The 23,910-nt window shown below is 56.4% G+C and carries 18 protein-coding genes and 1 pseudogene; 12 read left to right on the forward strand and 7 right to left on the reverse strand.

Going from position 1 to position 23,910, the window contains the following annotated elements:
• Positions 1-104 precede the first annotated feature (104 nt).
• Positions 105-704 carry an NAD(P)H:quinone oxidoreductase gene (wrbA, locus tag ACFIOZ_RS14510; RefSeq protein ID WP_386079020.1) on the reverse strand — a complete coding sequence of 200 codons (600 nt, stop codon included), beginning with the start codon at positions 702-704 and terminating at the stop codon, positions 105-107.
• Positions 705-920: 216 nt separating this feature from the next.
• On the opposite strand from wrbA, the gene ACFIOZ_RS14515 reads away from it, so the two are divergent.
• The 7 genes from ACFIOZ_RS14515 to ACFIOZ_RS14545 all read left to right on the forward strand — a co-directional run bounded on the left by ACFIOZ_RS14515 (position 921) and on the right by ACFIOZ_RS14545 (position 6,909).
• A complete protein-coding gene (locus ACFIOZ_RS14515) occupies positions 921-1,367 on the forward strand; it encodes a hemerythrin domain-containing protein (RefSeq protein WP_386079022.1) in 447 nt (148 codons plus the stop codon).
• Between the two features lie 241 nt (positions 1,368-1,608).
• Positions 1,609-2,586, forward strand: coding sequence for a succinylglutamate desuccinylase (locus ACFIOZ_RS14520; protein ID WP_386079024.1), 978 nt, complete (start codon positions 1,609-1,611; stop codon positions 2,584-2,586).
• Positions 2,587-2,792: 206 nt separating this feature from the next.
• Positions 2,793-3,563 (forward strand): ABC transporter ATP-binding protein, encoded by a 771-nt coding sequence (locus tag ACFIOZ_RS14525; protein WP_386079026.1) that lies wholly within the window; start codon positions 2,793-2,795, stop codon positions 3,561-3,563.
• Between the two features lie 15 nt (positions 3,564-3,578).
• The gene (locus tag ACFIOZ_RS14530) at positions 3,579-4,280 is read left to right on the forward strand and encodes an ABC transporter permease (RefSeq protein WP_386079029.1); all 702 of its coding nucleotides are present in this window, start codon (positions 3,579-3,581) and stop codon (positions 4,278-4,280) included.
• Position 4,281: 1 nt separating this feature from the next.
• Positions 4,282-5,013 (forward strand): ABC transporter permease, encoded by a 732-nt coding sequence (locus ACFIOZ_RS14535; protein ID WP_386079032.1) that lies wholly within the window; start codon positions 4,282-4,284, stop codon positions 5,011-5,013.
• Positions 5,014-5,194: 181 nt separating this feature from the next.
• On the forward strand, positions 5,195-5,968 hold the full coding sequence (locus ACFIOZ_RS14540; protein WP_386079035.1) for a transporter substrate-binding domain-containing protein: 774 nt from the start codon (positions 5,195-5,197) through the stop codon (positions 5,966-5,968).
• A gap of 137 nt (positions 5,969-6,105) precedes the next feature.
• Positions 6,106-6,909 carry a TraX family protein gene (locus ACFIOZ_RS14545; protein WP_386079038.1) on the forward strand — a complete coding sequence of 268 codons (804 nt, stop codon included), beginning with the start codon at positions 6,106-6,108 and terminating at the stop codon, positions 6,907-6,909.
• Positions 6,910-6,919: 10 nt separating this feature from the next.
• Here the strand turns inward: ACFIOZ_RS14545 and ACFIOZ_RS14550 are convergent, their stop codons facing one another.
• The 3 genes from ACFIOZ_RS14550 to purE all read right to left on the reverse strand — a co-directional run bounded on the left by ACFIOZ_RS14550 (position 6,920) and on the right by purE (position 10,367).
• Positions 6,920-8,494, reverse strand: coding sequence for a diguanylate cyclase domain-containing protein (locus ACFIOZ_RS14550; RefSeq protein WP_386079040.1), 1,575 nt, complete (start codon positions 8,492-8,494; stop codon positions 6,920-6,922).
• 161 nt (positions 8,495-8,655) lie between these two features.
• Positions 8,656-9,840 (reverse strand): 5-(carboxyamino)imidazole ribonucleotide synthase, encoded by a 1,185-nt coding sequence (locus ACFIOZ_RS14555; protein WP_386079042.1) that lies wholly within the window; start codon positions 9,838-9,840, stop codon positions 8,656-8,658.
• An 11-nt stretch (positions 9,841-9,851) separates the two neighbouring features.
• Positions 9,852-10,367 (reverse strand): 5-(carboxyamino)imidazole ribonucleotide mutase, encoded by a 516-nt coding sequence (purE, locus tag ACFIOZ_RS14560; protein WP_022522693.1) that lies wholly within the window; start codon positions 10,365-10,367, stop codon positions 9,852-9,854.
• 217 nt (positions 10,368-10,584) lie between these two features.
• Here purE and ACFIOZ_RS14565 point away from each other — a divergent pair, with 217 nt between their 5' ends.
• Positions 10,585-10,857, forward strand: coding sequence for an XRE family transcriptional regulator (locus ACFIOZ_RS14565; RefSeq protein ID WP_008958942.1), 273 nt, complete (start codon positions 10,585-10,587; stop codon positions 10,855-10,857).
• A gap of 138 nt (positions 10,858-10,995) precedes the next feature.
• On the opposite strand, the pseudogene chrA reads toward ACFIOZ_RS14565, so the two are convergent.
• A pseudogene (gene chrA, locus ACFIOZ_RS14570) lies at positions 10,996-12,188 on the reverse strand (chromate efflux transporter).
• A gap of 110 nt (positions 12,189-12,298) precedes the next feature.
• Complete coding sequence (gene ilvD / locus ACFIOZ_RS14575) at positions 12,299-13,981, reverse strand: dihydroxy-acid dehydratase (RefSeq protein ID WP_386079047.1); 1,683 nt, start codon at positions 13,979-13,981, stop codon at positions 12,299-12,301.
• A gap of 325 nt (positions 13,982-14,306) precedes the next feature.
• On the opposite strand from ilvD, the gene ACFIOZ_RS14580 reads away from it, so the two are divergent.
• Together ACFIOZ_RS14580 and recC are read left to right on the forward strand one after the other, a co-directional pair.
• Entirely contained in the window at positions 14,307-14,660 is a 354-nt protein-coding gene (locus ACFIOZ_RS14580) for a DUF5362 family protein (protein WP_386079050.1), read from the forward strand.
• Between the two features lie 253 nt (positions 14,661-14,913).
• The gene (gene recC, locus ACFIOZ_RS14585) at positions 14,914-18,522 is read left to right on the forward strand and encodes an exodeoxyribonuclease V subunit gamma (protein ID WP_386079052.1); all 3,609 of its coding nucleotides are present in this window, start codon (positions 14,914-14,916) and stop codon (positions 18,520-18,522) included.
• A gap of 20 nt (positions 18,523-18,542) precedes the next feature.
• Here recC and pncB read toward each other — a convergent pair whose 3' ends face one another.
• Positions 18,543-19,724, reverse strand: a complete 1,182-nt coding sequence (gene pncB, locus ACFIOZ_RS14590) for a nicotinate phosphoribosyltransferase (RefSeq protein ID WP_386079055.1) — start codon at positions 19,722-19,724, stop codon at positions 18,543-18,545.
• A 120-nt stretch (positions 19,725-19,844) separates the two neighbouring features.
• Here pncB and ACFIOZ_RS14595 point away from each other — a divergent pair, with 120 nt between their 5' ends.
• Both ACFIOZ_RS14595 and recB read left to right on the forward strand, forming a co-directional pair.
• Complete coding sequence (locus ACFIOZ_RS14595; RefSeq protein ID WP_386079058.1) at positions 19,845-20,138, forward strand: nucleotidyltransferase domain-containing protein; 294 nt, start codon at positions 19,845-19,847, stop codon at positions 20,136-20,138.
• 11 nt (positions 20,139-20,149) lie between these two features.
• A complete protein-coding gene (gene recB, locus ACFIOZ_RS14600; RefSeq protein ID WP_386079061.1) occupies positions 20,150-23,908 on the forward strand; it encodes an exodeoxyribonuclease V subunit beta in 3,759 nt (1,252 codons plus the stop codon).
• Positions 23,909-23,910: the final 2 nt, after the last annotated feature.

A 23,910-nucleotide genomic window follows, 5' to 3' on the forward strand; every position in this document is an offset into this window, starting at 1 on the left:
CGATAATTCCAGTCTCCATATCCCAACCCAAAAAAGCCTCGCTGGCTATGTCCAGCGAGGCTTTTACCATGACTAACTCATATATGACTTGGCTAGTGAGCTCATTAACTAGCCAGTTTAGCCGCCGTTTGCGCGACCAGCTCGCCCTGGAAACGGGCAATTTTCAGTTCACGCTCGTCAGGTTGGCGTGAACCATCGCCACCGGCCAGCGTTGCGGCGCCGTATGGCGTACCGCCGCTTACCTTAGAAATATCAAACTGCTCTTCAAGGCCGTAACCAATCGGCACAATGATCATGCCGTGGTGGGCGAGTGTGGTCCAGGTAGAGGTAATGGTCATCTCATCGCCGCCACCGGTACCGGTAGAGGTGAACACGCTAGCGACTTTGCCACGCAGAGAACCGTTCGCCCACAAACCGCCGGTCTGATCCAGGAAAGTACGCATTTGGCCGGCCATGTTACCGAAGCGGGTCGGTGTGCCAAAGATAATCGCATCGTAATCGGCAAGCTCTTGAGGCGTCGCTTCCGGCGTGTCGTAATCCTGCTTACCGCCTGCATTCTTAAATGCTTCTTCCGGCATTGTTTCGGGAACGCGCTTAACCGTTACTTCGACACCGTTCACACCTTTTGCGCCTTCTGCTACGGCTTGGGCCAGCGTGTCGATATGGCCATACATGGAATAATAAAGTACCAGTACCTTCGTCATTGCTATCTCCTTCACTAATGAGCAGTGCAATCAGCGTCGCCTAGAGTGGGCGTCACCTAATAAGTAGTAAACACAACATAGCGCACTCAAGCATAGAAAAAAGCGAATGTTTTCGTCCGTGGGCGTCGATTTCATCGACGCACGCCACCTTGCACTTTACGCCAACCACCACTAGCTTTTGACTTGCCCACATCAAACGTATCCAAGGAGTCTGGAATGACGATTTTTGAAGCCCTGCGCAAGGATCACGATATTCAGCGCGACCTGCTCGCCCGCTTAGTTGAAACACATGGAGATAGCGATGAGCGCGACAACCTTTATCAACAAGTTCGGGCAGAGCTGCACTATCACGCCGCCGCCGAAGAGCGGGCGCTCTATATCCCGATGATGTCGATTGACCTGACCCAGGAAAAAGCCCGCCACAGCGTTGCTGAACATCATGAAATTGATGAGCTTTTAGAACTGCTCGATGAAACTGATTACAGCGCAACTCATTGGCTCACCCACGCCAAACAGCTCCAGGATTTAGTCACCCACCACCTGGATGAGGAGGAGCAAGAGGTTTTCCAACTGGCGGGCCGGGGCCTGCAAGATAAACAGAAGACGTCGCTCGCCGGAGAATACCAAGAAGAGATGCAGCGTCAGCGCTCCGCGCAACCTTAGTAAGCCAACCCAAAAGCGTCCATGCATCTCACTGGGCGCTTTTTTGTTGCCAGCGACTTAGGGGCACGTTTAGATTCCGCTTGCTTCATGAATACGCTTTTGTACCAAAACGCTTTTTCACGAATATGCTGGGCTTTTACACGCGAACGACCTACTGGCTTGTGACAAAGGCCTCGCGTGGCGATGCTAGGCTCACTTTGATCCTGACAACGATACTGAAAATAGAGATTAAGGAGCGACAATGCTAGGCCAATGGCTCGACTGGTCGCTTGACGGGCAGCTCCCCACCGCCAGCCACGGCGCCTTCGCAAGCGGCACTTACCATTTGCATGCGCCTGGTATTTTGGAACTCTCTCCCAACACGGCTAGGGATGGCGCTTACGCGTGTATCATTTCAGCGGCGATCCACGGCAATGAGACTGCGCCAGTTGAATTGGTAGGTGAGTGGTTAAGCAGCATAGAAGCAGGCAGCATATCGCTCGGTGCGCCCGTTCTGGTGATTTTAGGCAACCTGCCCGCGCTTAAAGCGCAGCAGCGGTTTCTTTCCACCAATTTAAACCGGCTATTTAGCCGTGAACTCACCGCCAAGGGCGACGAACCTGATCGCGCCAGGGAATTAATGGCCGCCGTGGATAGTTTTTATTCCCGCCATGCCCAGCTCCCCAAACTGCACTACGACCTGCATACCGCGATTCGGGAAAGCCGTTACCCCCGCTTCGTCGTAGAGCCCTTTGCCGAAACGTCCACCGCTGCCGAGCAGTGGGGCTGGCTGGCGGCAGCGGATATGCAGGCGGTGCTACATCAACACCAGCACAGCTGGACGTTCTCCCATTACAGTAAACACTACCACGGCGCCCAGGCATTCACCTTTGAGCTGGGCCGAGTAGCCCCTTTTGGCCACAACGATATGGCATCCTTGCAACCGATGCGCACGCTAATCGCCGCGCTGAGTGAAGGGCATACACCACCCAGCCAGCCCGCCAGGCAAATGCAGTTTTTCCAGGTTCAGCACGAGTTAATACGTCACTCAGATGACTTCACTCTCTGTTTTCCCGAGGAGACAGCAAACTTCAGCCGCTTTGAGCCGGGTACACTGCTGGCCCAAGACGCCAAGGCGGGTGAATTTCGGGTAGGCGACACGCCCCTCCATGTAGTGTTTCCTAACTCGCAGGTAGAGATGGGCTCCCGTGCTGCGCTGTTGGTGGCGCCTATCGCTTAACCACAGGCAGAAACTATTTTAGCTAAGACAATAACAATGGTAAGGCGATAACAGGCCTCTCGACGTCGATAAGACCAACGTCGAGTGCATAATGTTATAAGGAAAGCGCGCATAATGCGTCCAGCCTGATAGAATCGCCCCTTTTTTCGCGCCAGCCGCATCAAACCCATATGTTGCTGCGGCAACTCTGTACTGGAGCCTATGATATGGCCGCTACGCCTACTCCCCTTGAAGTGCGTAATATTAAAAAACGCTTTGGCGATACGGAAGTTCTGAAAGGTCTTTCATTACAAGCCCAAAAGGGCGATGTGATTACCCTGATTGGTGCCTCTGGATCGGGTAAAAGTACTTTTTTGCGCTGCATGAACTTGCTCGAGCAACCCGATGATGGCGACCTTATCGTCCATGGCGAATCCATTCGATTTAAAACCACTAAGCACGGCCGAGAGCCCGAAGATTGGAAGCAAGTAGTACAAATGCGCGCCAAGCTCTCCATGGTGTTCCAGAGTTTTAATCTGTGGGCCCATATGACGCTGCTCGAAAACATCATCGAGGCGCCGATTCATGTGCTAAAAAAACCTAAGAAAGAGGCCTTGGAGCACGCCCATGCCCTGCTTGACCGGGTGGGATTAACGACCCGCGCCAACGCCTACCCTGCGCAGATGTCCGGCGGCCAGCAGCAGCGTGGCGCTATTGCCCGTGCACTGGCGATGGATCCAGAAGTGATGCTGTTTGACGAACCCACCTCTGCCCTTGACCCGGAACTGGTCGGCGACGTATTGAAAGTCATGCATGGCCTTGCTGAAGAGGGACGCACCATGGTGGTGGTGACTCACGAGATGGGGTTTGCCCGGGATGTCTCCAGCCAAGTGATTTACCTTCACCAAGGTCTGGTGGAAGAAGCCGGCCCCCCAGCCCAAGTGCTAGGCAACCCGCAATCACCGCGTCTGCAGCAGTTCCTGGCACCTAAATACTGATCCGCGAGGCTCACCATGATTGATTTACAAGGTTATGGCCCCCGGCTGATCGAGGGGGCAGGCGTTACCGTTCAATTAGCGGTGCTGTCGCTAATTTTAGCGATTATTTTAGGGTTGCTAACCGCCAGCGCGAAGATGTCGCGCAACTGGTTTTTAAGGCGTACAGCAACGGTTTACACCACGCTTATTCGCGGCGTCCCGGATCTCGTTTTGATGATGCTGCTATTTTTTGGCGGCCAGATTGGTGTTAACGCCATCAGCGACATGCTCTATTACAGTTACGATATCGACCTATATATTAATTTCAATGCCTTCGCTGCTGGCGTACTGACCATTGGTTTTATCTTCGGCGCCTATATGGGCGAGACCTTCAGGGGCGCCTTTATGGCGGTGGATAACGGCCAGATTGAAGCGGGCAAAGCCTACGGAATGAGCAATGGCCTCGTATTTCGTCGTATCCGCTTTCCGCAAATGATGCGCCATGCGCTGCCGGGGTTATCTAATAACTGGATGGTACTGCTCAAAACCACCGCGCTGGTCTCGGTCATTGGCTTGACCGATATGGTACGGGTGGCAGCGGAAGCCTCCCGAGCGACCCATGAGCCGTTTACCTTTTTGCTCCCCGTCGCCGTAGCGTACCTGCTCATCGCCAGCGTATCTGAATGGATTTTCGCGCGCCTGCAGAAACATTACGACATCGGCTTTGGAGGTCAGTGATATGCTCGATATTTCCACTTGGTTCAATGACCTTCTCGCTGGCAACACCATCTTCACCGCCAATACACTGGGATACTACTGGGAAGGCTTGGTCACGACCACGCAACTGGTATTTTTATCGCTTGTGGCAGGGTTAATTCTGGCCGTACCGCTAGCCATTATGCGCAGCTCCAAGCATAAATGGATTAGTCTGCCGGTTTATCTGTATACCTATGTGTTTCGTGGCACACCGCTGTTGATTCAGCTCTATATTATCTACTACGGCGTTGTCTTTGTTGACGGTATCCAAGAGAGTTTTTTGTGGCCAGTGCTGCGTGAAGCCTTCTATCCAGCGCTGATTGCCTTCACGCTGAATACTGCCGCCTACACCACCGAGATTTTTCGCGGCGCCATCAAATCCACGGCTAAAGGCGAGATTGAAGCTGCCCGCGCCTACGGCATGTCGCAGAGCCTGATGATGCGCCGAATCATCTTACCCAGCGCCTTTCGTCGCGCCCTGCCCGCCTACGGTAACGAAGTGATTTTTATGCTTCACGCCAGCGCTATTGCCAGCGTAGTCACACTGATGGATTTAACCGGTGCCGCGCGATTTGTCTACGCCCGTTACTATGCCCCTTTCGAGGCGTTTCTGTTCGTGGCGGCCATTTATCTATGCTTAACGTTCGCGATTTTGTTCTTCTTCCGCTATCTAGAGAAAAGGCTGCTCGCACACCTACGGCCACAAGATGCTTAATTATGGAAAAGCGGTTGATCATGGAAAAACGGTGCAACTGTCAAACAAACGTTGGTTCACAACGTAACGTCCCCTTTTCGTCAACGCCAACCTGGGTTAGTTTAATTGTCGACTAACAACTATTTGTCAGTTAAAAACGGGGCTCACTTTCAAGTGAACCCGCTTTCTACGGAGTAATAAGATGAAAAAACTACTATCCCTTTCACTGCTGGGCTTGGCAGTCGCCGCTGCTTCCTCGGCACAGGCACGTGATTACGATAACGTGCGCATTGGCGTTGACGTTCCTTACGAGCCTATGGAGTTCCGCACCGCGGAAGGCGAACTCACCGGTTTTGACATCGACCTGGGTAACGAGCTGTGTGACCGTATGGGCGTTACCTGCGAGTGGATCGAGCAAGAGTGGGACGGCATCATTCCCGGCCTAATGTCACGCAACTACGACGCCATCATGTCGTCAATGACCATTAACGACGAGCGTCGTGAGCAAGTGCTGTTCTCTGAGCCCTACATCACTATGCCCTCTGCATGGTTTGCTGCAAGCGACCTGGGTATCAGCGAAGCCACTAAAGAGACGCTGGAAGGCATGACCATCGGCGTACAGCGCGGCACCCTGCAGGATAACTACGTGACTGACAACTTCAGTGACGTGGCCGAGATTAGCCGCTACTCCACCGCCGACGATATGGTGCTGGATATGGAAGCTGAGCGTCTGGATATCGTGTTCCTCGACTTCCCGATTGGCCAATCCACGCTGCTAGAAAGCGAAGAAGCTGAGTACGTGGTGGTTGGTGAGCGCATCAGTGAGCCAAAAGAGTACTTCGGTGACGGCTTTGGCATCGCCTTCCGTCAGCGCGATGAAGCGCTCGCCGAGAAGTTCAACGAAGCCCTGGCTGAAGTGCAAGAAGACGGCACTTACGACGAAATCTATAACCGTTATTTTGGTGAAGCTGAGTAAGATTACACAGCAAGCCTTGATGTCCATTACCCCGGCAACTGCCGGGGTAATGTGCTTTTAGAGCCAAGCTAATTAAGTGAACTAGGTAAAGCTACCTCTGTCTGTGTATCATTGCGCATATTCAACACGGAGGTTTTATGGCTCAATCAACAAGCCCACATGCAGGCACGCTCCCTCGCCCATCCTCCCATTGGACCGGCTGGGGACAGTGGCTGGCACTGATCACCATGACGGTGGATCACCTCACGCGCTATGTGCTGCCCGGGGATTGGGATTTAAGCTGGGCGGGGTCTTCCATTGGCCGTATCGCCTTTCCTCTGTTTGCTGCCATGGTGGCTTGGCATGGGCTGTTTAATACCCGTAACCCGTTACGCTACTCACGACGAATTTTAGTTATCGGCTTGGTCGCCCAACTTCCCTATATGATGATGCCCCGTGCATCAGACGCGTTTATCCTCAACGTCTGCTTTACTCTGGCCAGTGGTTTAGCCCTAGGCACACTAGTGCGCCAAGGCTGGCAACACTACCAGCAGCAAACGTTAGGTTTACCCTGGCTGTTAGCAGGCGCGGCGGTAGGGGTTACCGTTTGGTACTTGCTTGGATTCTGGGTGGAGTACGGGCACAACGGACTGCTGCTGATTCCGCTATTAATGTTCGCCATGCACGCATTGAGCCAAGCTGAAAACCATTTTCAAGCGCGTCTATGGGCAGGCCTGGCGGCGTTCCCAGTACTCTGGATTGCCGGACAGATGAACGCCTCTGATATGGCCAAATCGTTTACCGTAGGCACCTGCGTCGTCGTGCTCATTCTGGCTGCAGGTGCAGCCCAGCGAATCCCCCCCGTCAGCTTGGTAATGCCGCGCCGTTTATGGTTGGCTTGGTACCCCGGCCATTTTGCGTTAATCGCATTATGGGTGCTTTTAATCGGCCAACTGGCTTAACAAAAACGTCTCACTGCATCTTATCGCGCATCCAGGGCTGGTAGCGGCACAGCCGCGCCCGCCCTTCTGTTTTGGCGCGATACATCGCAATATCCGCTTGTTTAAGCACTTCTTCGTGATCACAGTCGGCCGTCGTAAAGCATGTGTAACCGATGCTGGGTGTTACCTCCTTATCTTGGCTTGCCAATCGGTAAGGTAGAGCTAAAGCCTGCTGAACGTTGCGCATATAACTCTCAGCACGTGCTTCCAGGGATACCTCTGTCTCCCCTTCCAATAACGCCAGCAATACAAATTCATCACCGCTGAGACGAGCAGCCATATCGCCCTCACTCAAACAACATTCGAGGCGGCGAGCTACCTGCACCAATAGATCGTCCCCTGTAGCGTGCCCCCAGGTATCGTTAATCAACTTAAAGCGATCCAAATCCAAGAACATCACTAAACCGTTCTGAGATTCTGTTTGTTGCTCATCACAAAGAGTTGCCAAACGCTCTATAAACAGCCGCCGATTGGGTAAATCGGTGAGTGAATCATAAGAAGCCTGGCGGTAAATGATCGCCTCAGCGCGCTTACGCTCGGTGAAGTCTTCAATAATGGCTACGCCGCCGACCATCTCATTACCGGCACTATGCACACCATTGAAGAATGCCCGTAACGGGGTGCCTGCGCTCGCTTTGGGTAAATAGTAAGTTCCCTCGTAATAACCAGTCCCTTTGGAGAGTGCATCGCGCACAGCGTTGGCCACCTCTGGATCCGCTGAGTGGGATAACATTTTATAGCCGAGCAACTGAGCGCGATTAACGTCCAGTATCTCTAACAGCTTACTATTACAATCAGTGATGAGCCCCTGACTATCAAAATGCAGCACGCCCAATGGCGAGCGTTGAAAGATAGAGCGGTAGCGATTTTCGCTCTCCAGCAGTTGTGCCTCCCTGGCGGACATACTCACCCGCAGGGAAATGTTATCGTGGATAATTCTACTTAAACGTCGGCTGGTGGTCATAATCAGGCCAAGAAATAGGCTAAGCATGGCGCCAATCAAAATTGCCAACGGTGAACCTAATAGTAAAAATTGTACTAACAAGGGAAGCAAAATCGGCAGCACGAAACCGAGCGCCACCCACCAAATGGCCGAAAGCGTTGTGACACCACCGGCAGCAATACCCGCCAATACAATCGAAAGCGCTGCCACCTGACCGTGATTTTCGCCAGTAAACAGAACAACCCCGCCAGCGCCCCAGACACAGCCAGCTAAAAACGCCCCGGCGCTAAACCGATATAGCCAGCGGCGGCGCTGTTGCTGCTGCGCAGGCAAACGTTGAAAATAGAAAGCCAATGCAAGACGAGCTATTGATACCAGGATCAATACAGCAAGCCACGCGAGCAGCACCCAGCTTGTGATCACTGGCCACATGGCGGCCACTAATAGGATCCCTGCTAATACACTGCTCAGCACCGGTTGCCACAGGTTGTCGTATAGCAGAGTTACTTTTTCGCTATGCAAGCGTTTTACAGTGACATGATGATCGCGATGAAAACCACTGCGCAGCCCAGACGATGTTCCAGTGGTTGAAGAGTGAGGCATACTGACTACCCGCCTAAAAAGAGACTGTTAAGATCAGCCTAATGGCTGATTTTTATTGTCGCTCCTTTTTAGCGCATTTAAGTACTTTTAGCGATATAAGTTATTGTGGTTGGTCAATATTGTAAAAAAAGCCGCCTAAGTTAGACAGGCGGCATTAGCAATTACAGCTTAATGGAAAAACTTAACGCAGGCAGCGGTGCCTCAGGCAGTAACGCACTGCAGGCGTTCACTTTTTCCAGCAGTTCGGCATGATTAGGTGCGAGGATATTCACGTGGGCAAGCTTACGACCAGCCCGCTCAGCTTTGTCATAGCGATGCAGGTGCGTATTGGCAAGCGCTAGAATCGCTGCGTTGTCGCCTTCACGACCAATCACATTAATCATGCAGGTGGGGGCAATCGCCTGGGTATCGCCTAAGGGTAAACCCTGTATCGCCCGCAGGTGATTTTCGAACTGGCTGGTTACTGCACCATCCATCGTCCAGTGGCCGGAATTATGAACGCGGGGGGCCATTTCGTTGGCCAGCAGGCTACCATCACGAGTTTGAAACAACTCAAGCGCTAGCACGCCCACGTAATCCAGCTCATCCAACAGCGCACGAATATAGCCATCAGCAGTTTGCTGAACGCTGTCGTCCAGGTCTGGCAACGGCGCCACGGAGTAGCGAAGGATGCCGTCTACGTGCTGGTTCTCGGCCATGGGGTAGAACACCACCTCGCCATCGCGCCCCCGAACGGCAATCATCGAGACTTCACGCACGAAATCGACAAATGCTTCAACGACCAACTGCGAATGGCCAATAGCGCTCCACGCCTCGCCAGCCTGCTCGGGCTGCTTCAATACCGCCTGCCCCTTGCCGTCGTAACCCTCAGTGACCGATTTAGCCACTACCGGACAACCCAACTCACGGGCAGCCGCTTCAAGCTGCTCGGCACTCTCAACCACCCGGTAGGCAGGTGTAGGGATGCCTAAACGGTCAAACAGTGTCTTCTCTTCGACCCGGTTCTGACACACTTCAATAGCACGGCTGCTGGGGTAGACCGGCTTGTGCTGCTCGATCTCACGCACCAACTGAACGGGCAAGTGCTCAAACTCGTAGGTCACCACGTCAACCTTGGCTAAAAACTCCGCAAGGTGCTGATTGTTAGGATCGACAATCACATCGCCAAGCCCTGCGCTAGGATTGCCAGTGGTATCCAGAAAGGTGAAGCGGTTACCCAGCGGATACCCCGCTAGTGCCAACATGCGGCCTAATTGACCTGCACCCAGTACACCGATGTTTTGTACGACGTCAGTTTTAACGACATCAGTTTTAACAACGTCGCTCTTTGCACTACCTGAATTCATAGCCAGGCTCCTTATTCCGCTTCCGGCTCGGGGCGCGGATCAGGGTTGTCGAGGACTTTCTGTGTCTGCTCCGCGCGGAACGCCTCGACCGCACTGCGCACCGTGGCGTCTTGCAAGCCAACGATCTGCGCCGCCAGCAAGCCTGCATTTGTAGCACCCGCCTTCCCAATCGCCAATGTTCCCACCGCAATACCGCCAGGCATCTGCGCAATGGAGAGCAGCGAATCCAAACCTTTTAGCGCTTTTGACTCAACAGGCACACCCAGCACAGGTAGCGGCGTTTGCGAGGCCACCATGCCGGGCAGGTGCGCAGCACCGCCCGCACCTGCGACAATGACCTGTAAGCCACGCTCAGCAGCACTCTTGGCATAATCGAACAGCAGGTCAGGCGTGCGGTGCGCCGACACTACACGGGTTTCATAAGCCACGCCCAAACGCTCCAACATGGAAACAGCGTGTTCCATGACTGGCCAATCAGACTTGGATCCCATGATCACGCCCACCTTGGGTGCGCTGTTCGACGACATGCAAAACTCCTCGGCCAAAGGCCTATAAAAGCGAAACTAAATTAAAAAACAGCGTGCGCCGGGTTAGGCGCACATCAAAATAGGAAGGCGAATAGTCTACCAGAGCCACAGCGTTTGCGGGCTTTGCTGAGGTCGTGAAATTTTCATCAAAATAGGCATTGAAATACTCACCGGTTGGCGGCATTGTGTGATTGTCATTTCAGACTGATGGAGCCACATGAGCACGGCACGCGCAACTGCCACTGCGGAACAGCTTGATCCTCCGCGAAGCAGCCCTGACCTCGACGTCAGGGAACTTGAAAAACGTACGCGATTAATGCGTATTATCACGCGTCTGATCGCCGTATCAGACCTAGGAAGCCGAGAAATTGCCCGCCGGGCAGGGCTTCCCGTTCAGAAAATTAGCGACTTGCTCGCCGGAAGGCTAGAGCACCTGGGGGTAGATGAACTTCACGCCCTGCGTCGCACCTTAGAGCTGGAGGCGCCATAGCAGACACTTTTTGCTGCTGTTTCCCACTCCTCTACTCATCACAGACCGCCTCCCGGCGGTCTGGCAAAAATTATCATTCAAGCTAGCCCCCCCTAGATCAACACGCTTCGCTCGCTATGACACGTAAAATGTCATTGCTCACGGCGCGATAAGTATCCCCCCAAACGCGACGATAACCACCACTACCCAAGCGGGCAGCTTCCATACGGTTAATAGCAAGAAACCGGTGAGCGCCAGGGCAAACTCTTCCGCACCAATGATCGCGCTCGTCCACACCGGCTGGTAAAGCGCTGCACCTAAAATACCCACCACTGCGGCATTGGCTCCGCGCATAAGCGCTTGTGCGCTTCTCCACTGACGAAATTGATTCCAAAACGGCAACACGCCCACTAACAGCAAAAAGCCAGGGATAAAGATCGCCAACAGTGCCAGCAAGGCACCGGCGAGAGCATTTATACCGGGCAGCAGCGCGCCTAAATAAGCCGCAAAGGTAAATAGCGGCCCTGGCACCGCCTGGGCGGCCCCGTAACCAGCTAAAAATTCATCCGGCGTAACCCAGCCCGACTGCACCACTTCCGCTTCCAACAGCGGCAGCACCACGTGACCGCCGCCAAACACTAATGCACCTGAACGATAAAACGCATCGGCGATCTCCAGCCAAGCCGCCATACCCGCCAACAATGGCAACAGAATCAACAGCCCTGCGAATCCCCCCAGCGCCACCATGCCCACCTTCCGCGTGACAGGAAAATGCAGCGACTCACTTGCTGTGACAGCAGCACTATCGCGGCACAGCGCTAGCCCCGCTAAGCCCCCAGCACAATCGCCGAAACCTGGCCCATAGGGCCACTAACCAGCACCACCGTAAATATCGCCGCCAGCGCGATACCCGCACGGGTTTTATCCGGGCAGAGATTGCGCGCCATACCCCACATCGCGTGGGCCACAATCGCCACCGCCACTACTTTTAAACCGTGGATAATGCCACTGGCAATGGGGCCATCCAGCACGGCTGCGCCAAACGCAAACAGCACCAGGATAATCGCCGAGGGCAGTGTAAACGCTAGCCACGCCATGGCAGCCCCCCAGGGCCCCGCACGCAGTAAGCCCAGGGCAAAGCCCACCTGGCTACTGGCGGGCCCCGGCAAGAACTGACACAGCGCCACTAGATCAGCGTAGGCACTTTCGGTTAACCACTTGCGGCGTTCCACAAAAGCAGTACGAAAATACCCCAGGTGCGCCACTGGGCCGCCAAAGGACGTTAAGCCCAGCGCTAAAAATGCCCAAAAAACTTCACTGACACGCCCTCGTTCCTGTGTTTGCTCCACCATCTGGTCACCTGCTACCCAATTAAAAAAGCGCAAGGCTTTTATACTAAGCCCTGCGCTTTAAGTCTTTATGACAGCGTGTTTATAAGGATACGTTCATCATAGCAATACGTTTATTCCTGGTCAGTCACCGCACCGGTGCTGGCCGAGCTAACGAGGCGCGCATACTTGGCCAGCACACCGCGAGTGTAACGGGGTTCAGGCTGCTGCCATGCAGCACGACGGCGCATCAACTCTTCATCAGAGAGATCCACGTCGATGGTATCTGCTTCAGCGTCGATGGTGATGGTATCGCCATCCTCCACCAGCGCCAGCGGGCCGCCGTCGAAGGCTTCCGGCGACACATGGCCGACCACAAAACCGTGACTGCCGCCAGAGAAACGCCCATCGGTAATCAGCGCCACGTCGTTACCCAAACCACGGCCCATAATCGCAGATGTAGGTGTCAGCATTTCGCGCATACCGGGGCCACCTTTAGGACCTTCGTAGCGAATCACCACCACATCGCCTGCAACGACGGTGCCATCGTTAATGCGCGCCTGGGCCTCTTCTTCCGAGCCGAATACCCGCGCTGAACCTGAGAAGCGAGTGCCCTCCTTACCGGTAATCTTTGCAACCGCCCCTTCCGGCGCCAAATTGCCGTAAAGCATGCGCAGATGGCTTTCCGCTTTAATCGGATTACCCAGCGGTGCAATAATGGGCGGCTCTGCCGGGTAAGGCTCAATCTCAGCGAGGTTCTCCTCCAGCGTTTTACCGGTAACCGTCAAACAGTTGCCATTGAGCAGGCCCGCATCTAATAGCATCTTCATCAACGGCTGAATACCGCCGATCGCCACCAGCTCGCTCATCATGTAATGACCGCTGGGACGCAAATCAGCGAGAACCGGTACACGTTTACCAATCTCGGTAAAGTCAGCAAGGGTAAGTTCAACGCCGATGGTGCGCGCCATGCCGATAAGGTGCAGTACCGCGTTGGTAGAGCCGCCCAGGGCAATCACCACGGTAATCGCGTTCTCAAACGCCTCGCGAGTCATAATATCGGAAGGTTTGATGTCGTCGGCCAGCAGCGCCAGTACCGCTTCACCCGCCGCTTTACAGTCGTCGCGCTTTTCCTGAGAGATGGCATTTTGCGCCGAGCTACCCGGCAGGCTCATGCCTAAAGCTTCAATGGCCGACGCCATGGTGTTGGCGGTGTACATGCCGCCACAGGAGCCAGGGCCGGGGATCGCCGTTTCTTCGATGTTTTTAAGTTCGATCAGATCGATATCGCCACGGGAGTGGGCTCCCATGGCCTCAAAGACCGAAACGATATCAGTGTGGCCTTTGCCAGGCATAATGGTGCCGCCGTAAACGAACACGCTGGGGCGGTTTAAGCGTGCCAGCCCCATCAGACAGCCCGGCATGTTCTTATCACAGCCGCCAATGGCGACAAGACCATCAAAGCCTTCGCAGCCCGCAACGGTTTCGATGGAGTCGGCGATGACTTCACGTGAGACCAGCGAGTACTTCATGCCCTCGGTGCCGTTGGCAATACCATCGGAAATGGTGATGGTATTGAAAATCACACCCTTACCACCGCCCGCATCGGCACCGTCACGCGCAAACTCGGCCAGTTCATTAATATGGCTATTGCACGGCGTCACCATGCTCCAGGTAGAGGCAATGCCCACCTGAGGCTTTTTGAAATCTGCGTCGTTAAAGCCCACGGCGCGCAGCATAGCGCGGCTGGCGGCTTTGCCTGGGCCATCGACCACTTGAGCAGAGTGGCGGCGGGAATTGTTTTCAGGCTCGTTCATGGGGATCTCTCTTAGCGTTGTCCACGGTATCCGCATAGCTTGGCGATATTATCCTCATCCCGCAAGATGATTGACACTTAGCGGCTCAATCCTTCAAACGATTAACCAAATGAAACAGAGAACAAGCCTATCCTCCATCGTCGCTAGGGTGGTTAGAGAATCCTTACTTGATCGTGCAAGCTCAGGCCACCACGTTTACTCACCCGATGAGTTAACTTTAAAAAACTCATAGACTCAAAAGCAAAAAAATCATTTCACTAAAGACAAATCTAATGGAAGCACTTATAATCATTCACTTTAATTAACCATGAGCAGAGAATTAAAAATGGAACAGCAAGAACTGTTAAAGGATGTCATTGAACCAATCTACCGCGCTAAATTTTGGATGCAGCTAACGGGCGTTATGCTGATTCTATCTGGGATTTTGACCGCTCTTTCCATTGTCGGCATCATTGTTGCCTGGATCCCCATTTGGGCTGGCATTGTGTTAATGCAGTCGGCCAAAGCCGCTAACATAGCTTTCCAAAGCGGTGATGCACGTGAGACTAAGTTTGCCCTTGAGAAGATCAAAACACACTTCACTATCTTTGGCGTATTGATCTTAATATACCTCGCTATTTTTGTCTTTGTCGCGCTATCCGGTGCGATTGGCTTTGGCTCCATGATGATGTCGTATTGAGCGCTTTAGGTTGAAACATTAAGTCTGGCACCAGTACTGCTTATGACTTAAAATTCCGGCTACCCCTTAAGATGTGGTAGCCGGTTTTAGTTCCCCCCTCTTTATATGCCCACCTAAGATAAGCGCTTAAGACAAGAGCCCTAGCGGTTAAAAAAACAGCACTTACTGGCAAGGTTTAAGAACATTCGGCAGAGAGCCGCCCCCTATGTCACTATAGTGAATTGAATACCCCTGCCGTGAAGGAACATCGTGCATGCCTGCCAACTCGCTGCTCTCACAAACGCCGCTAACGCCGGGCTTTATGGTTGTGCATGCCAATCGCCTGGAAGATTTGCGCGGTTTGGCGGTGGAGTGGATGCGGCTACATCCGCTCGGCCCGCTGGAGAATGAGACCATACTGGTGCAGAGCAACGGTATCGGGCAGTGGCTGAAGCTGGCGCTAGCAGAAGACCCAGCCCAAGGCGGCGCAGGCATAGCGGCGGCGCTGAACGTCACGCTGCCTGCGCGTTTTCTGTGGCAGGCCTACCGCACGGTGCTAACCCAACTGACTCATGACGAGCAGGCGGTGCCCGAAACCTCACCTTTTGATAAGTCACGGTTGATATGGCGCTTACTACGCCTGCTGCCCAGCCTCGCCGAGCAAGAAGCTTTCGCGCCACTGGCTCGCTTTTTAGAAGTCGATCGCGACCAGCGCAAGCACTACCAACTGGCCGAACGACTGGCAGATCTGTTCGACCAGTATCAGGTCTACCGCGCCGACTGGCTGGACGCCTGGGCCAAAGGCAACGACGTATTGATCACCGCCCGTGGCGAAGCCCGCCCGCTGGAATCGCACCAACTGTGGCAGCCAGAACTATGGCGCGCACTGCGCGACGATGTAGCTAATAATCTTGGCGAAGCGGGCCTTAACAGCAGCCGCGCCCAGGTGCACAGCCGCTTTTTAGAAGCCGCCGTTCAGCTTGAAGGCCAGGCCTGCCCACACGGCCTACCCCGGCGGCTAATTATTTTCGGCATCTCATCGCTGCCGCAACAGACATTAGAAGCCCTGGCGGCGCTGTCGCGCTGCTGCCAAATCGTGCTCTGCGTGCACAACCCCTGCCAGTACTACTGGGCGGATATTATCGAACACAAGGATCTGCTGCGCGCCAGCCGCTACCGCCAGCGGCGCAAGGCAGGCATGCCTGATGCGTTGGATGTACTGGGTACCGGTGACGCCAGCGATTCCCTGCACCTCCATGCCCAACCGCTGCTAGCCGCCTGGGGCAAGCAGGGGCGCGACTACCTACGTCTGCTCGATGAACACGACGATTCGGGTAACTACCAAACGCTCTTCGAGCAGCAGGCGCTGCGCATCGATATGTTCGAGCCTTTTAGCGATGGCGAACACAGTTGCCTACTCAGCCAGCTCCAAGACGATATCCGCGAGCTGCGACCGGTAGCAGAGACACAAACCCACTGGCCCGCGCTAGATCCGGCCAGCGATGACTCTATCGTTTTCCACGTCGCCCATGGCCCCCAGCGGGAAGTGGAGATTCTTCACGACCAGTTGCTCGCCGCCTTCAGCGCCGACCCCGATCTGCGCCCGCGGGATATCATCGTCATGGTGCCGGACATCGACCGCTACGCGCCGCACATTGAAGCCGTGTTCGGCCAGTATCGTTCCGCTTTCAGCAGTTATGCGTTTAACGTCCGCCCCGACGACCCGCGCTACATCCCCTATACCCTTTCGGATCAGGCCAGCCGCCACCGCCTGCCGCTGATGATTGCGCTGGAAAAATTGCTGCGCCTGCCAGAGCTGCGCCTCTCGGTGAGCGACCTGTTAGACCTGCTGGAAGTCCCCGCGCTGCGCACACGCTTTGGCATCGACGAACATGACCTGCCCACCCTCAGCCGCTGGATCGAGGGTGCTGGCATCCGCTGGGGGCTCAATGCTGAGCAGCGCACCAGATTGGATCTTCCCGAAGGCCTGACCCAGAACACCTGGGCCTTTGGCCTGCGCCGCCTGCTGCTGGGGTATACGGTAGGCAGTGCTGATGCCTGGCAAGGCATCGAGCCGTTTGATGATATTGGAGGACTGGAAGCCTCACTAGCAGGCCCACTGGCGAACCTGTTGGAAAAGCTGGAAAACACCTGGGAAACGTTCTGCCAGCCCACCGATGCCGCCACCTGGGTGGCCCGACTACGCGAGCTACTGGAAACCTACTTCCTGACCGACGACGCCCAAGAGAGCGTGATGCTCACCAAGCTGGAGACCGCGCTTCAGCAGCTATTGGACAGTACCGAAGAGGCCGAACTTTTTGACCCAATGCCGCTCTCCATGGTGCGTGAACACTGGCTGGGGCAAATTGACGAGCACAGCCTCTCCCAGCGGTTTCTCGCGGGTGCGGTCAACTTCGCCACCCTCATGCCAATGCGGGCGATTCCCTTCAAGCACGTGTGCCTGCTGGGCATGAACGACGGCGAGTATCCGCGTTCCCAGCCGCCGCTGGATTTCGACCTGATGGGCAGTGACTACCGTCCCGGCGACCGCTCCCGCCGCGAAGACGACCGCTACCTGTTTCTGGAAGCGCTGCTCTCCGCCCGCCAGCAGCTCTACATTAGCTGGGTGGGGCGCAGCCAGATCGACAACAACCCCATGCCGCCCTCGGTGCTGGTCGGCCAACTGCGCGACCACCTGGAAGCAGGCTGGCACACGCAAAACGGCGCACCTTTGCTGGAAACTCTGACCACCGAGCACCCGCTGCAGCCCTTTAGCCGCCGCTACTTTACCCAACAGGCCGACGACTCCCCCGCCCAGGCACGGCTATTTACGTATGCCCACGAGTGGCACGCCCTGCACGCACCGCGAAGCGAAAGCCAATCAGGCGGGAGACCAGCGACGCTTAAACCAGACAGCGAACAACAAGGCACGTTAACCCTGGCCCAGCTAGGCGGCTTTCTGCGTGAACCGGCCAAAGCGTTTTTCAATACCCGCTTGGGGGTCTATTTCGAGCAGGAGGAGCTCACCCAGCTAGATGTAGAACCCTTCACGCTGGACGGCCTTCAGAACTGGCAGTTGCAGGATCAATTAATCGCCGCCCAACGCCACGCCGTGGATAACGGCCAGCCGCGCATGGAAGCACTGCATGCCGCACTGGAACGCTTCAAGGGTCAGGGCGTACTGGCCGTGGGCGCCTTTGGCGAGCGCATGCGCGAAGCGCTGGCAGAGCCGATGGAGGCGCTATTCGGCGCCTACGAAGAAGCGCTGCAAGAGTGGCCCCACATAGTGGCCGCGCCTCAAGTAGTTTATGTGGAAGGAAGCGTCACGCTGGAAGATTGGTTGGGGGAACTGCGCCAGGATGAGGCAGGCAATCGTTGCCGCCTACTACTGCTCAGCAGTAGCCTGGTCAGCCAAGGGCGCGGCCGTGGTCAGTACCGCTGGCAGCATCTGCTGCGCCCCTGGGTCGCGCATCTAGCGGGCAATAGCGAGCGCCCGATGACGACCCAGCTACTTTCCAAAGTGGGCCATGTGCGGCTGGAACCATTAGAAGCCGAGAATGCCCGCTACCAGCTACAAAACCTGCTCCGTATCTGGTGTGATGGCATGCAAGCGCCACTACCGCTGGCCCCACAGACCGCTTTCGCTTGGCTGGCAAAACTTGGCACGCCTGACAGTGAGGCCGATAGCGACGCCTACGCCGCCGCCGAAACCGCCTACGAGGGAGGCCGCTTTCAGACCGGCGAAGTCACCCAAAGCGCCTACCTTTCCCACCAATGGCCAAGCTTTGAGCGACTGTTTAACGAACAGGCCCTGGGGCACCGTTTTGCCTCGCTGACAGAAGCGCTCTACGCACCGCTGCACCGTGCGGTCAAGGGTGACTAAACAAAGCAACCCGTCTTAGGTTAAATACTCTGCCCATTCAGCGACAATACCCGCTTCGCCAGGGCGATCATTTCCGGGTCGCCGGTGTTCTTTTCCGCCACGTCGGAAAGCTTGATCACCGGCAGCCAGCCCTGCCCTTCAGGTCGCGCCTCGACCATCTTGATCACCATATTCATCGGTTCAGCGCCCACATCGTTAGTGAAGTTGGTGCCGATACCAAACGCCATGCCGATGCGATCCTGGCAAAAAGCGTGGATTCGCTCGACCTTCTCCGGTGTTAACGCATCGGAGAAGATAATCGTCTTGCTCAGCGGGTTAATGCCCAAGCGCTCATAATGCTCGATGGTCTGGGAGGCAAACTCGATAGGGTCGCCGCTATCGTGGCGTACGCCATCGAACAGCTTGGCGAACTTTTTATCGAAGCTGTCGTAAAACGCCTTAGAGGTAAAGGTATCCGTTAAGGCGATACCCAGATCACCACGATACACATCCACCCAATGCTCCAGGGCCAGGCTATTGGCCATTTTGAAACCGAAGCGGGCACCATGGAACATAAACCACTCGTGGGCGTGGGTGCCAATCGGCTTAACGTCATGGCGCATGGCCATCAGTACATTACTAGTACCGCTGAACGCCTCGCCGCCGTGGTGGCTAAGCGCACCGACCACCCGGTCGTGAACGTCAGAAGAGAAGCGCCGACGGGTACCAAATTCCGCAATTTTCAGCCCCAAGCGGCGGTAGAGTTCAATCTTCTCCTGGGCACGCTGCTCAATCTTCGCATCGGCGTCAGGGGTGATCGTTACGCCACGCAGCCGATACCACAGCTCGCTGATCAACGCCATCAGCGGCACTTCCCACAGAATAGTGCGGTACCAAGGCCCTTCGATAATCACCGAAAGGTCACTGCCCTGCTGCTCTACAATCACCTCACTGGGGTTGTAATGAAACCCCGCCAGAAAGTCGAGATAAGTTGGGTCTAAATAGGGGCAGGTCAATTCGAGGTAATGCTTCTCCTCATCGCTCAAGCGCAGCGATGCCATCTTATCGACCTCGCGGCGTAGCTCTGCACCGAAGCCTTCAGGAAAAGCATGCTCGCCACGATTAATAAAAGCGTAGCGCGCATGGGCATAAGGAAAGCGTTTGATCACGGCGTTCTGCATCGTGATCTTGTAAAAGTCATTATCCAGCAGCGATGTCAGCATGAGATCCCATCGTTAGAGTGAACCGAAGCCGCCGGTAGCGTAAACTAAAATGCACCTAAAGTGGCTCGGCAATAAGATTATCAGGTGGCGGGGCTGTCATACAGTTAAGGAGCTGACTTCATGCGTATTACCCAAACACATCGCGCGATCATTCTCTCCGGGGTGGAAGAGTACATTGATGCTGATGTGGAAGTTCTTGTCTTCGGTTCGCGACTTGATGATACCCAACGAGGCGGCAGTGTTGATCTATTGTTGACCTCCAAGACAGGGATCTCCGAGCTTTCTTGCGACGAACTCAAAGGCATACTTGAAGAATATCTTAAGCTGCCGGTTAACATTATAACCTATGATCCGTCCGATGAACCAAGCCCGCTCCAGGCGAAAGCCTTAGCTGAAGCTCTGCCTATTGATTAGAAGGATACGTCATGAGCCAGCCCGCCCCCCTCAATCCATTGAGCCTCCCCCTTCACGGCAGCCGACTGATAGAGGCAAGCGCTGGAACCGGCAAAACCTTCACCATCGCGCTGCTCTACGTGCGCTTGGTACTCGGCGGCCACAGTACGGACGACGGCACGGCCTTTGTTCGCCCGCTTACGCCGCCGGAAATCCTGGTCGTCACCTTCACCAACGCCGCCACCCAAGAGCTACGCGAACGCATCCGCAACCGGTTGGTAGAAGCAGCAGAAGTGTTTCGAGCTGAGGACGTAGAAGGAGGGGCAGATCCACTACTCCTCCAACTCCGCGACCAATATGACCCCGCCACTTGGCCCGCCTGCTCCCGGCGCCTGGCGCTGGCCGCCGAATGGATGGACGAAGCCGCGGTTTCCACCATCCACAGCTGGTGCTACCGCATGCTGCGCGAACACGCCTTCGACAGCGGCAGCCTGTTCTCCCTCAACCTCGAAAACGACCAGCGCGAACTGGAGCAGGAAGTGGTGCGCGACTACTGGCGCAGCTTCTACTACCCGCTGGACAGCGACGCCCTCGGCATTGTCACCCGCTACTGGAAATCACCGGACGACCTGCACGCCCCGCTGCAAAGGCTACTGCCCGAAAGCGAAGCGCTAGGCGGCGCAAAGCCCGAACCCAGCAAGACCCTGGCCGCCACCCAGGCCGAACGCAGCGCCCAGCTCAACGAGCTCAAAGCCCCCTGGGCCGCCTGGCTTGACGAACTGGTGCCCGCCCTGGAAGAGGCCGCCACGCGCAAAGCCTTCAAGGGCCAAAGCTTCAACGCCAAAAGCCGCGCCAACTGGCTAGGCGCACTGCGCGAGTGGTGCGAAAGCGATGCCGACCGCCCGGCGCTCACCGACGCCGCCTGGAAACGCATGACCCCCGACGGCATGGCCGATATCTGGAAAGAGGGCGCACCGCCCTGCCCGCAAGCCTGGGAAGCGCTGGCACAACTACCGAAAGCGCTGGATGCCCTACCCGAGCCACGCAACGACCTGTTGATTCACGCCGTGCAGTGGTGCCGCACCCGGCTGGAGCGCGAACAGGAACGCCGCGCCGAGATGGGCCCCAACGACCTGCTCACCCATCTGGATCGCGCCCTGAAAGGCCCCAACAAAGAGGCCCTGGCCGCGCAGATCCAGCGCCAGTTCCCCGTGGCACTGATCGACGAGTTCCAGGATACCGACCCGATCCAGTACCGCATCTTCAACGCTGTGTATGACGTCGCAACGCCCCAGCGCGACAGCGCCATCCTGCTGATTGGCGACCCCAAGCAGGCGATCTACGCCTTCCGCGGTGCGGATATCTTCACCTACTTGCAGGCCCGCCAGCACACTGAGGGCCGCCACGTCACGCTGGGCACCAACTTCCGTTCCAGCCAAGCCATGGTGGCAGCGGTCAACCACTGCTTCAGCTACGCCGACCAGCACGATGCCGGGGCCTTTCTATTCCGCGCAGAAGGTGGCGACAACCCACTGCCGTTTAACCCCGTCAACGCCAAAGGCACCACTGACACCCTGGTACTCAACGGCAAACCGCTACCCGCGATGACGCTATGGCCGCTTGAAAGCGAAGAACCTCTCTCCAAAACCGCCTACCAAACCGAGATGGCCGAGCGCTGCGCCTCGCACATGGCCGCGCTTCTGGAAGCTGGCCGACAACGGCAGGCGGGCTTTGCGAAAGTGGCTAATGACAGCGACGATAACGGACTCACTCCGCTGGCCCCCTCGGACATGGCGGTGCTGGTCAACGGCCTGCAGGAAGCACGGGCGATTCGACTGGCGCTGGCCAGCCGAGGCATCAAGAGCGTCTACCTTTCCGATCACGACAAGGTATTCAGCTCCCCCATTGCCCCGCAGCTAGCCATTTGGCTGCGCGCCTGCGCCGAGCCCCAAGCCAACTCGCGCCAGGCGGAAGCCAAGCTGCGCGCCGCCCTGGCAACGCCGGTGCTGGGGCTGAGCCTTGAAGCACTCGACCACCTCAACCAGAGCGAGCTGGCCTGGGAGCAACGGGTCGAACAATTCAGCGACTACCACCGCCTGTGGCAGCGCCAAGGCTTACTGCCATTGGTGCGCCGTTTGATGGTTGATTTTGATATCGCCGCGCGGCTGCTGGGCGAGTTCGCCGAGGGTGAGCGTTTGCTAACCGACCTGCTCCACCTGGGTGAAATGCTCCAGCACGCCAGCCAGGAACTGGACGGCGAACACGCGCTGATTCGCTTTCTAGCGGAAGCCATTGCCGACCCGGATAGCCACGGCGACAGTCACAAGCTGCGCCTGGAGAGCGACGCCGATCTGGTCAAGGTAGTGACCATTCACAAATCCAAGGGGCTGGAGTACCCGCTGGTGTTCCTGCCGTTTATCGCCAACCACCGCCCGGTCAGCGACACCGACCTGCCGCTGCGCTGGCACGATAGCGACGGCACACTGCAACTCAGCCTAAGCGCCGATGAAGCCACACTGGCTACAGCCGACCGCGAACGCCTCGGCGAAGACCTGCGTAAGCTTTACGTCGCGCTCACCCGTGCCCGTCACGCCACTTGGCTGGGGCTGGCGCCGCTGAAAGGCAGCGAGAACAGCGCCATCGGCCACCTGATCAACGACGGCAAAGCCATTGCCCCCAGCGCCTTTACCCAAGCGCTAGGCGATCTGGTGAAAGGCAGCGATATCGATTTAAGTGCCGCCCCAGAACCCACCGCGCTGCGCTTCACCCCGGCGCCGGAACAGCAGGCACTGGGCCACGCCCGCACCCCGCTGCGCCCCGCTCGGGAACAGTGGTGGATCGCCAGCTACTCGGCGCTGCGCACCTCAGGGGCTGTCTCTGAAACGATGCCAGGGGCGGCGCAGCCAACGCCCACGCCGGAGCCCACCACGCCCCAGGAAGCCACCACCCTGGAAGTGCTGGATGAACCCCACGACAACGCCATCAACACCGAAGCGTTTCACCTGCACCGCTTTCCACGCGGCCCCGGCCCCGGCACCTTTCTGCACGGGCTTTTAGAGTGGGCAGGTCAGTTAGGCTTTAACAGTGCCCTAGAAGACCCCACCGCCCGGGAAGATATGCTGCGGCGGCGCGTGCAGCTGCGCGGCTGGCAGGCATGGCACGACACCCTGGCGGGCTGGTTTGAAGAACTGCTCGCCACGCCGCTTCCACTGCCACTCTTACAACAACAGTCACAGCCCAGCGAAGGCAGCCAGGTGGCGCTATGTGAACTCGAAAGCTATCAGGTGGAGCTGGAGTTCTGGTTTGCCGCCCATCAGGTTGGAACGCGCAAACTGGATGAACTGGTAAGTGACCACTTACTGCCTGGGGTATCACGCCCCGCGCTGGATGCCGACACGCTTAACGGCATGCTCAAAGGCTTTATCGACCTAGCCTTTGAGCATGAAGGCCGCTTCTATGTGCTCGACTGGAAATCCAACTACCTGGGCAGCGACGACAGCGCCTACACCGCGGAAGCCATGCGCAACGCCATGCTCGAAAAGCGCTACGACCTGCAAGCCGCGCTTTACCTGCTCGCACTCCACCGGCTACTCAAAGCGCGCATGCCCGACTACGACCCGCACCAGCATTTGGGCGGCTCGATGACGGTGTTTCTGCGCGGCAGCCGCACCACCGCCCGCGGCGTACACGCCGTGCCTGCGCCGGTCGCGCTGATCGAAGCGCTGGATGCACTCTTTACAGGCACGGCAGCAGATGCAGTATCAGAAACAGGCCTAGAGGCGGTGGTATGAGC

Source organism: Vreelandella sp. F11 (assembly GCF_042466685.1).
Classification (GTDB): Bacteria; Pseudomonadota; Gammaproteobacteria; order Pseudomonadales; family Halomonadaceae; genus Vreelandella.

Coding starts and splice junctions, on each gene's coding strand:
- wrbA (WP_386079020.1), bottom strand. CDS start 704: ATGACGAAGGTACTGGTACTTTATTATTCCATGTATGGCCATATCGAC.
- ACFIOZ_RS14515 (WP_386079022.1), top strand. CDS start 921: ATGACGATTTTTGAAGCCCTGCGCAAGGATCACGATATTCAGCGCGAC.
- ACFIOZ_RS14520 (WP_386079024.1), top strand. CDS start 1,609: ATGCTAGGCCAATGGCTCGACTGGTCGCTTGACGGGCAGCTCCCCACC.
- ACFIOZ_RS14525 (WP_386079026.1), top strand. CDS start 2,793: ATGGCCGCTACGCCTACTCCCCTTGAAGTGCGTAATATTAAAAAACGC.
- ACFIOZ_RS14530 (WP_386079029.1), top strand. CDS start 3,579: ATGATTGATTTACAAGGTTATGGCCCCCGGCTGATCGAGGGGGCAGGC.
- ACFIOZ_RS14535 (WP_386079032.1), top strand. CDS start 4,282: ATGCTCGATATTTCCACTTGGTTCAATGACCTTCTCGCTGGCAACACC.
- ACFIOZ_RS14540 (WP_386079035.1), top strand. CDS start 5,195: ATGAAAAAACTACTATCCCTTTCACTGCTGGGCTTGGCAGTCGCCGCT.
- ACFIOZ_RS14545 (WP_386079038.1), top strand. CDS start 6,106: ATGGCTCAATCAACAAGCCCACATGCAGGCACGCTCCCTCGCCCATCC.
- ACFIOZ_RS14550 (WP_386079040.1), bottom strand. CDS start 8,494: ATGCCTCACTCTTCAACCACTGGAACATCGTCTGGGCTGCGCAGTGGT.
- ACFIOZ_RS14555 (WP_386079042.1), bottom strand. CDS start 9,840: ATGAATTCAGGTAGTGCAAAGAGCGACGTTGTTAAAACTGATGTCGTT.
- purE (WP_022522693.1), bottom strand. CDS start 10,367: ATGTCGTCGAACAGCGCACCCAAGGTGGGCGTGATCATGGGATCCAAG.
- ACFIOZ_RS14565 (WP_008958942.1), top strand. CDS start 10,585: ATGAGCACGGCACGCGCAACTGCCACTGCGGAACAGCTTGATCCTCCG.
- ilvD (WP_386079047.1), bottom strand. CDS start 13,981: ATGAACGAGCCTGAAAACAATTCCCGCCGCCACTCTGCTCAAGTGGTC.
- ACFIOZ_RS14580 (WP_386079050.1), top strand. CDS start 14,307: ATGGAACAGCAAGAACTGTTAAAGGATGTCATTGAACCAATCTACCGC.
- recC (WP_386079052.1), top strand. CDS start 14,914: ATGCCTGCCAACTCGCTGCTCTCACAAACGCCGCTAACGCCGGGCTTT.
- pncB (WP_386079055.1), bottom strand. CDS start 19,724: ATGCTGACATCGCTGCTGGATAATGACTTTTACAAGATCACGATGCAG.
- ACFIOZ_RS14595 (WP_386079058.1), top strand. CDS start 19,845: ATGCGTATTACCCAAACACATCGCGCGATCATTCTCTCCGGGGTGGAA.
- recB (WP_386079061.1), top strand. CDS start 20,150: ATGAGCCAGCCCGCCCCCCTCAATCCATTGAGCCTCCCCCTTCACGGC.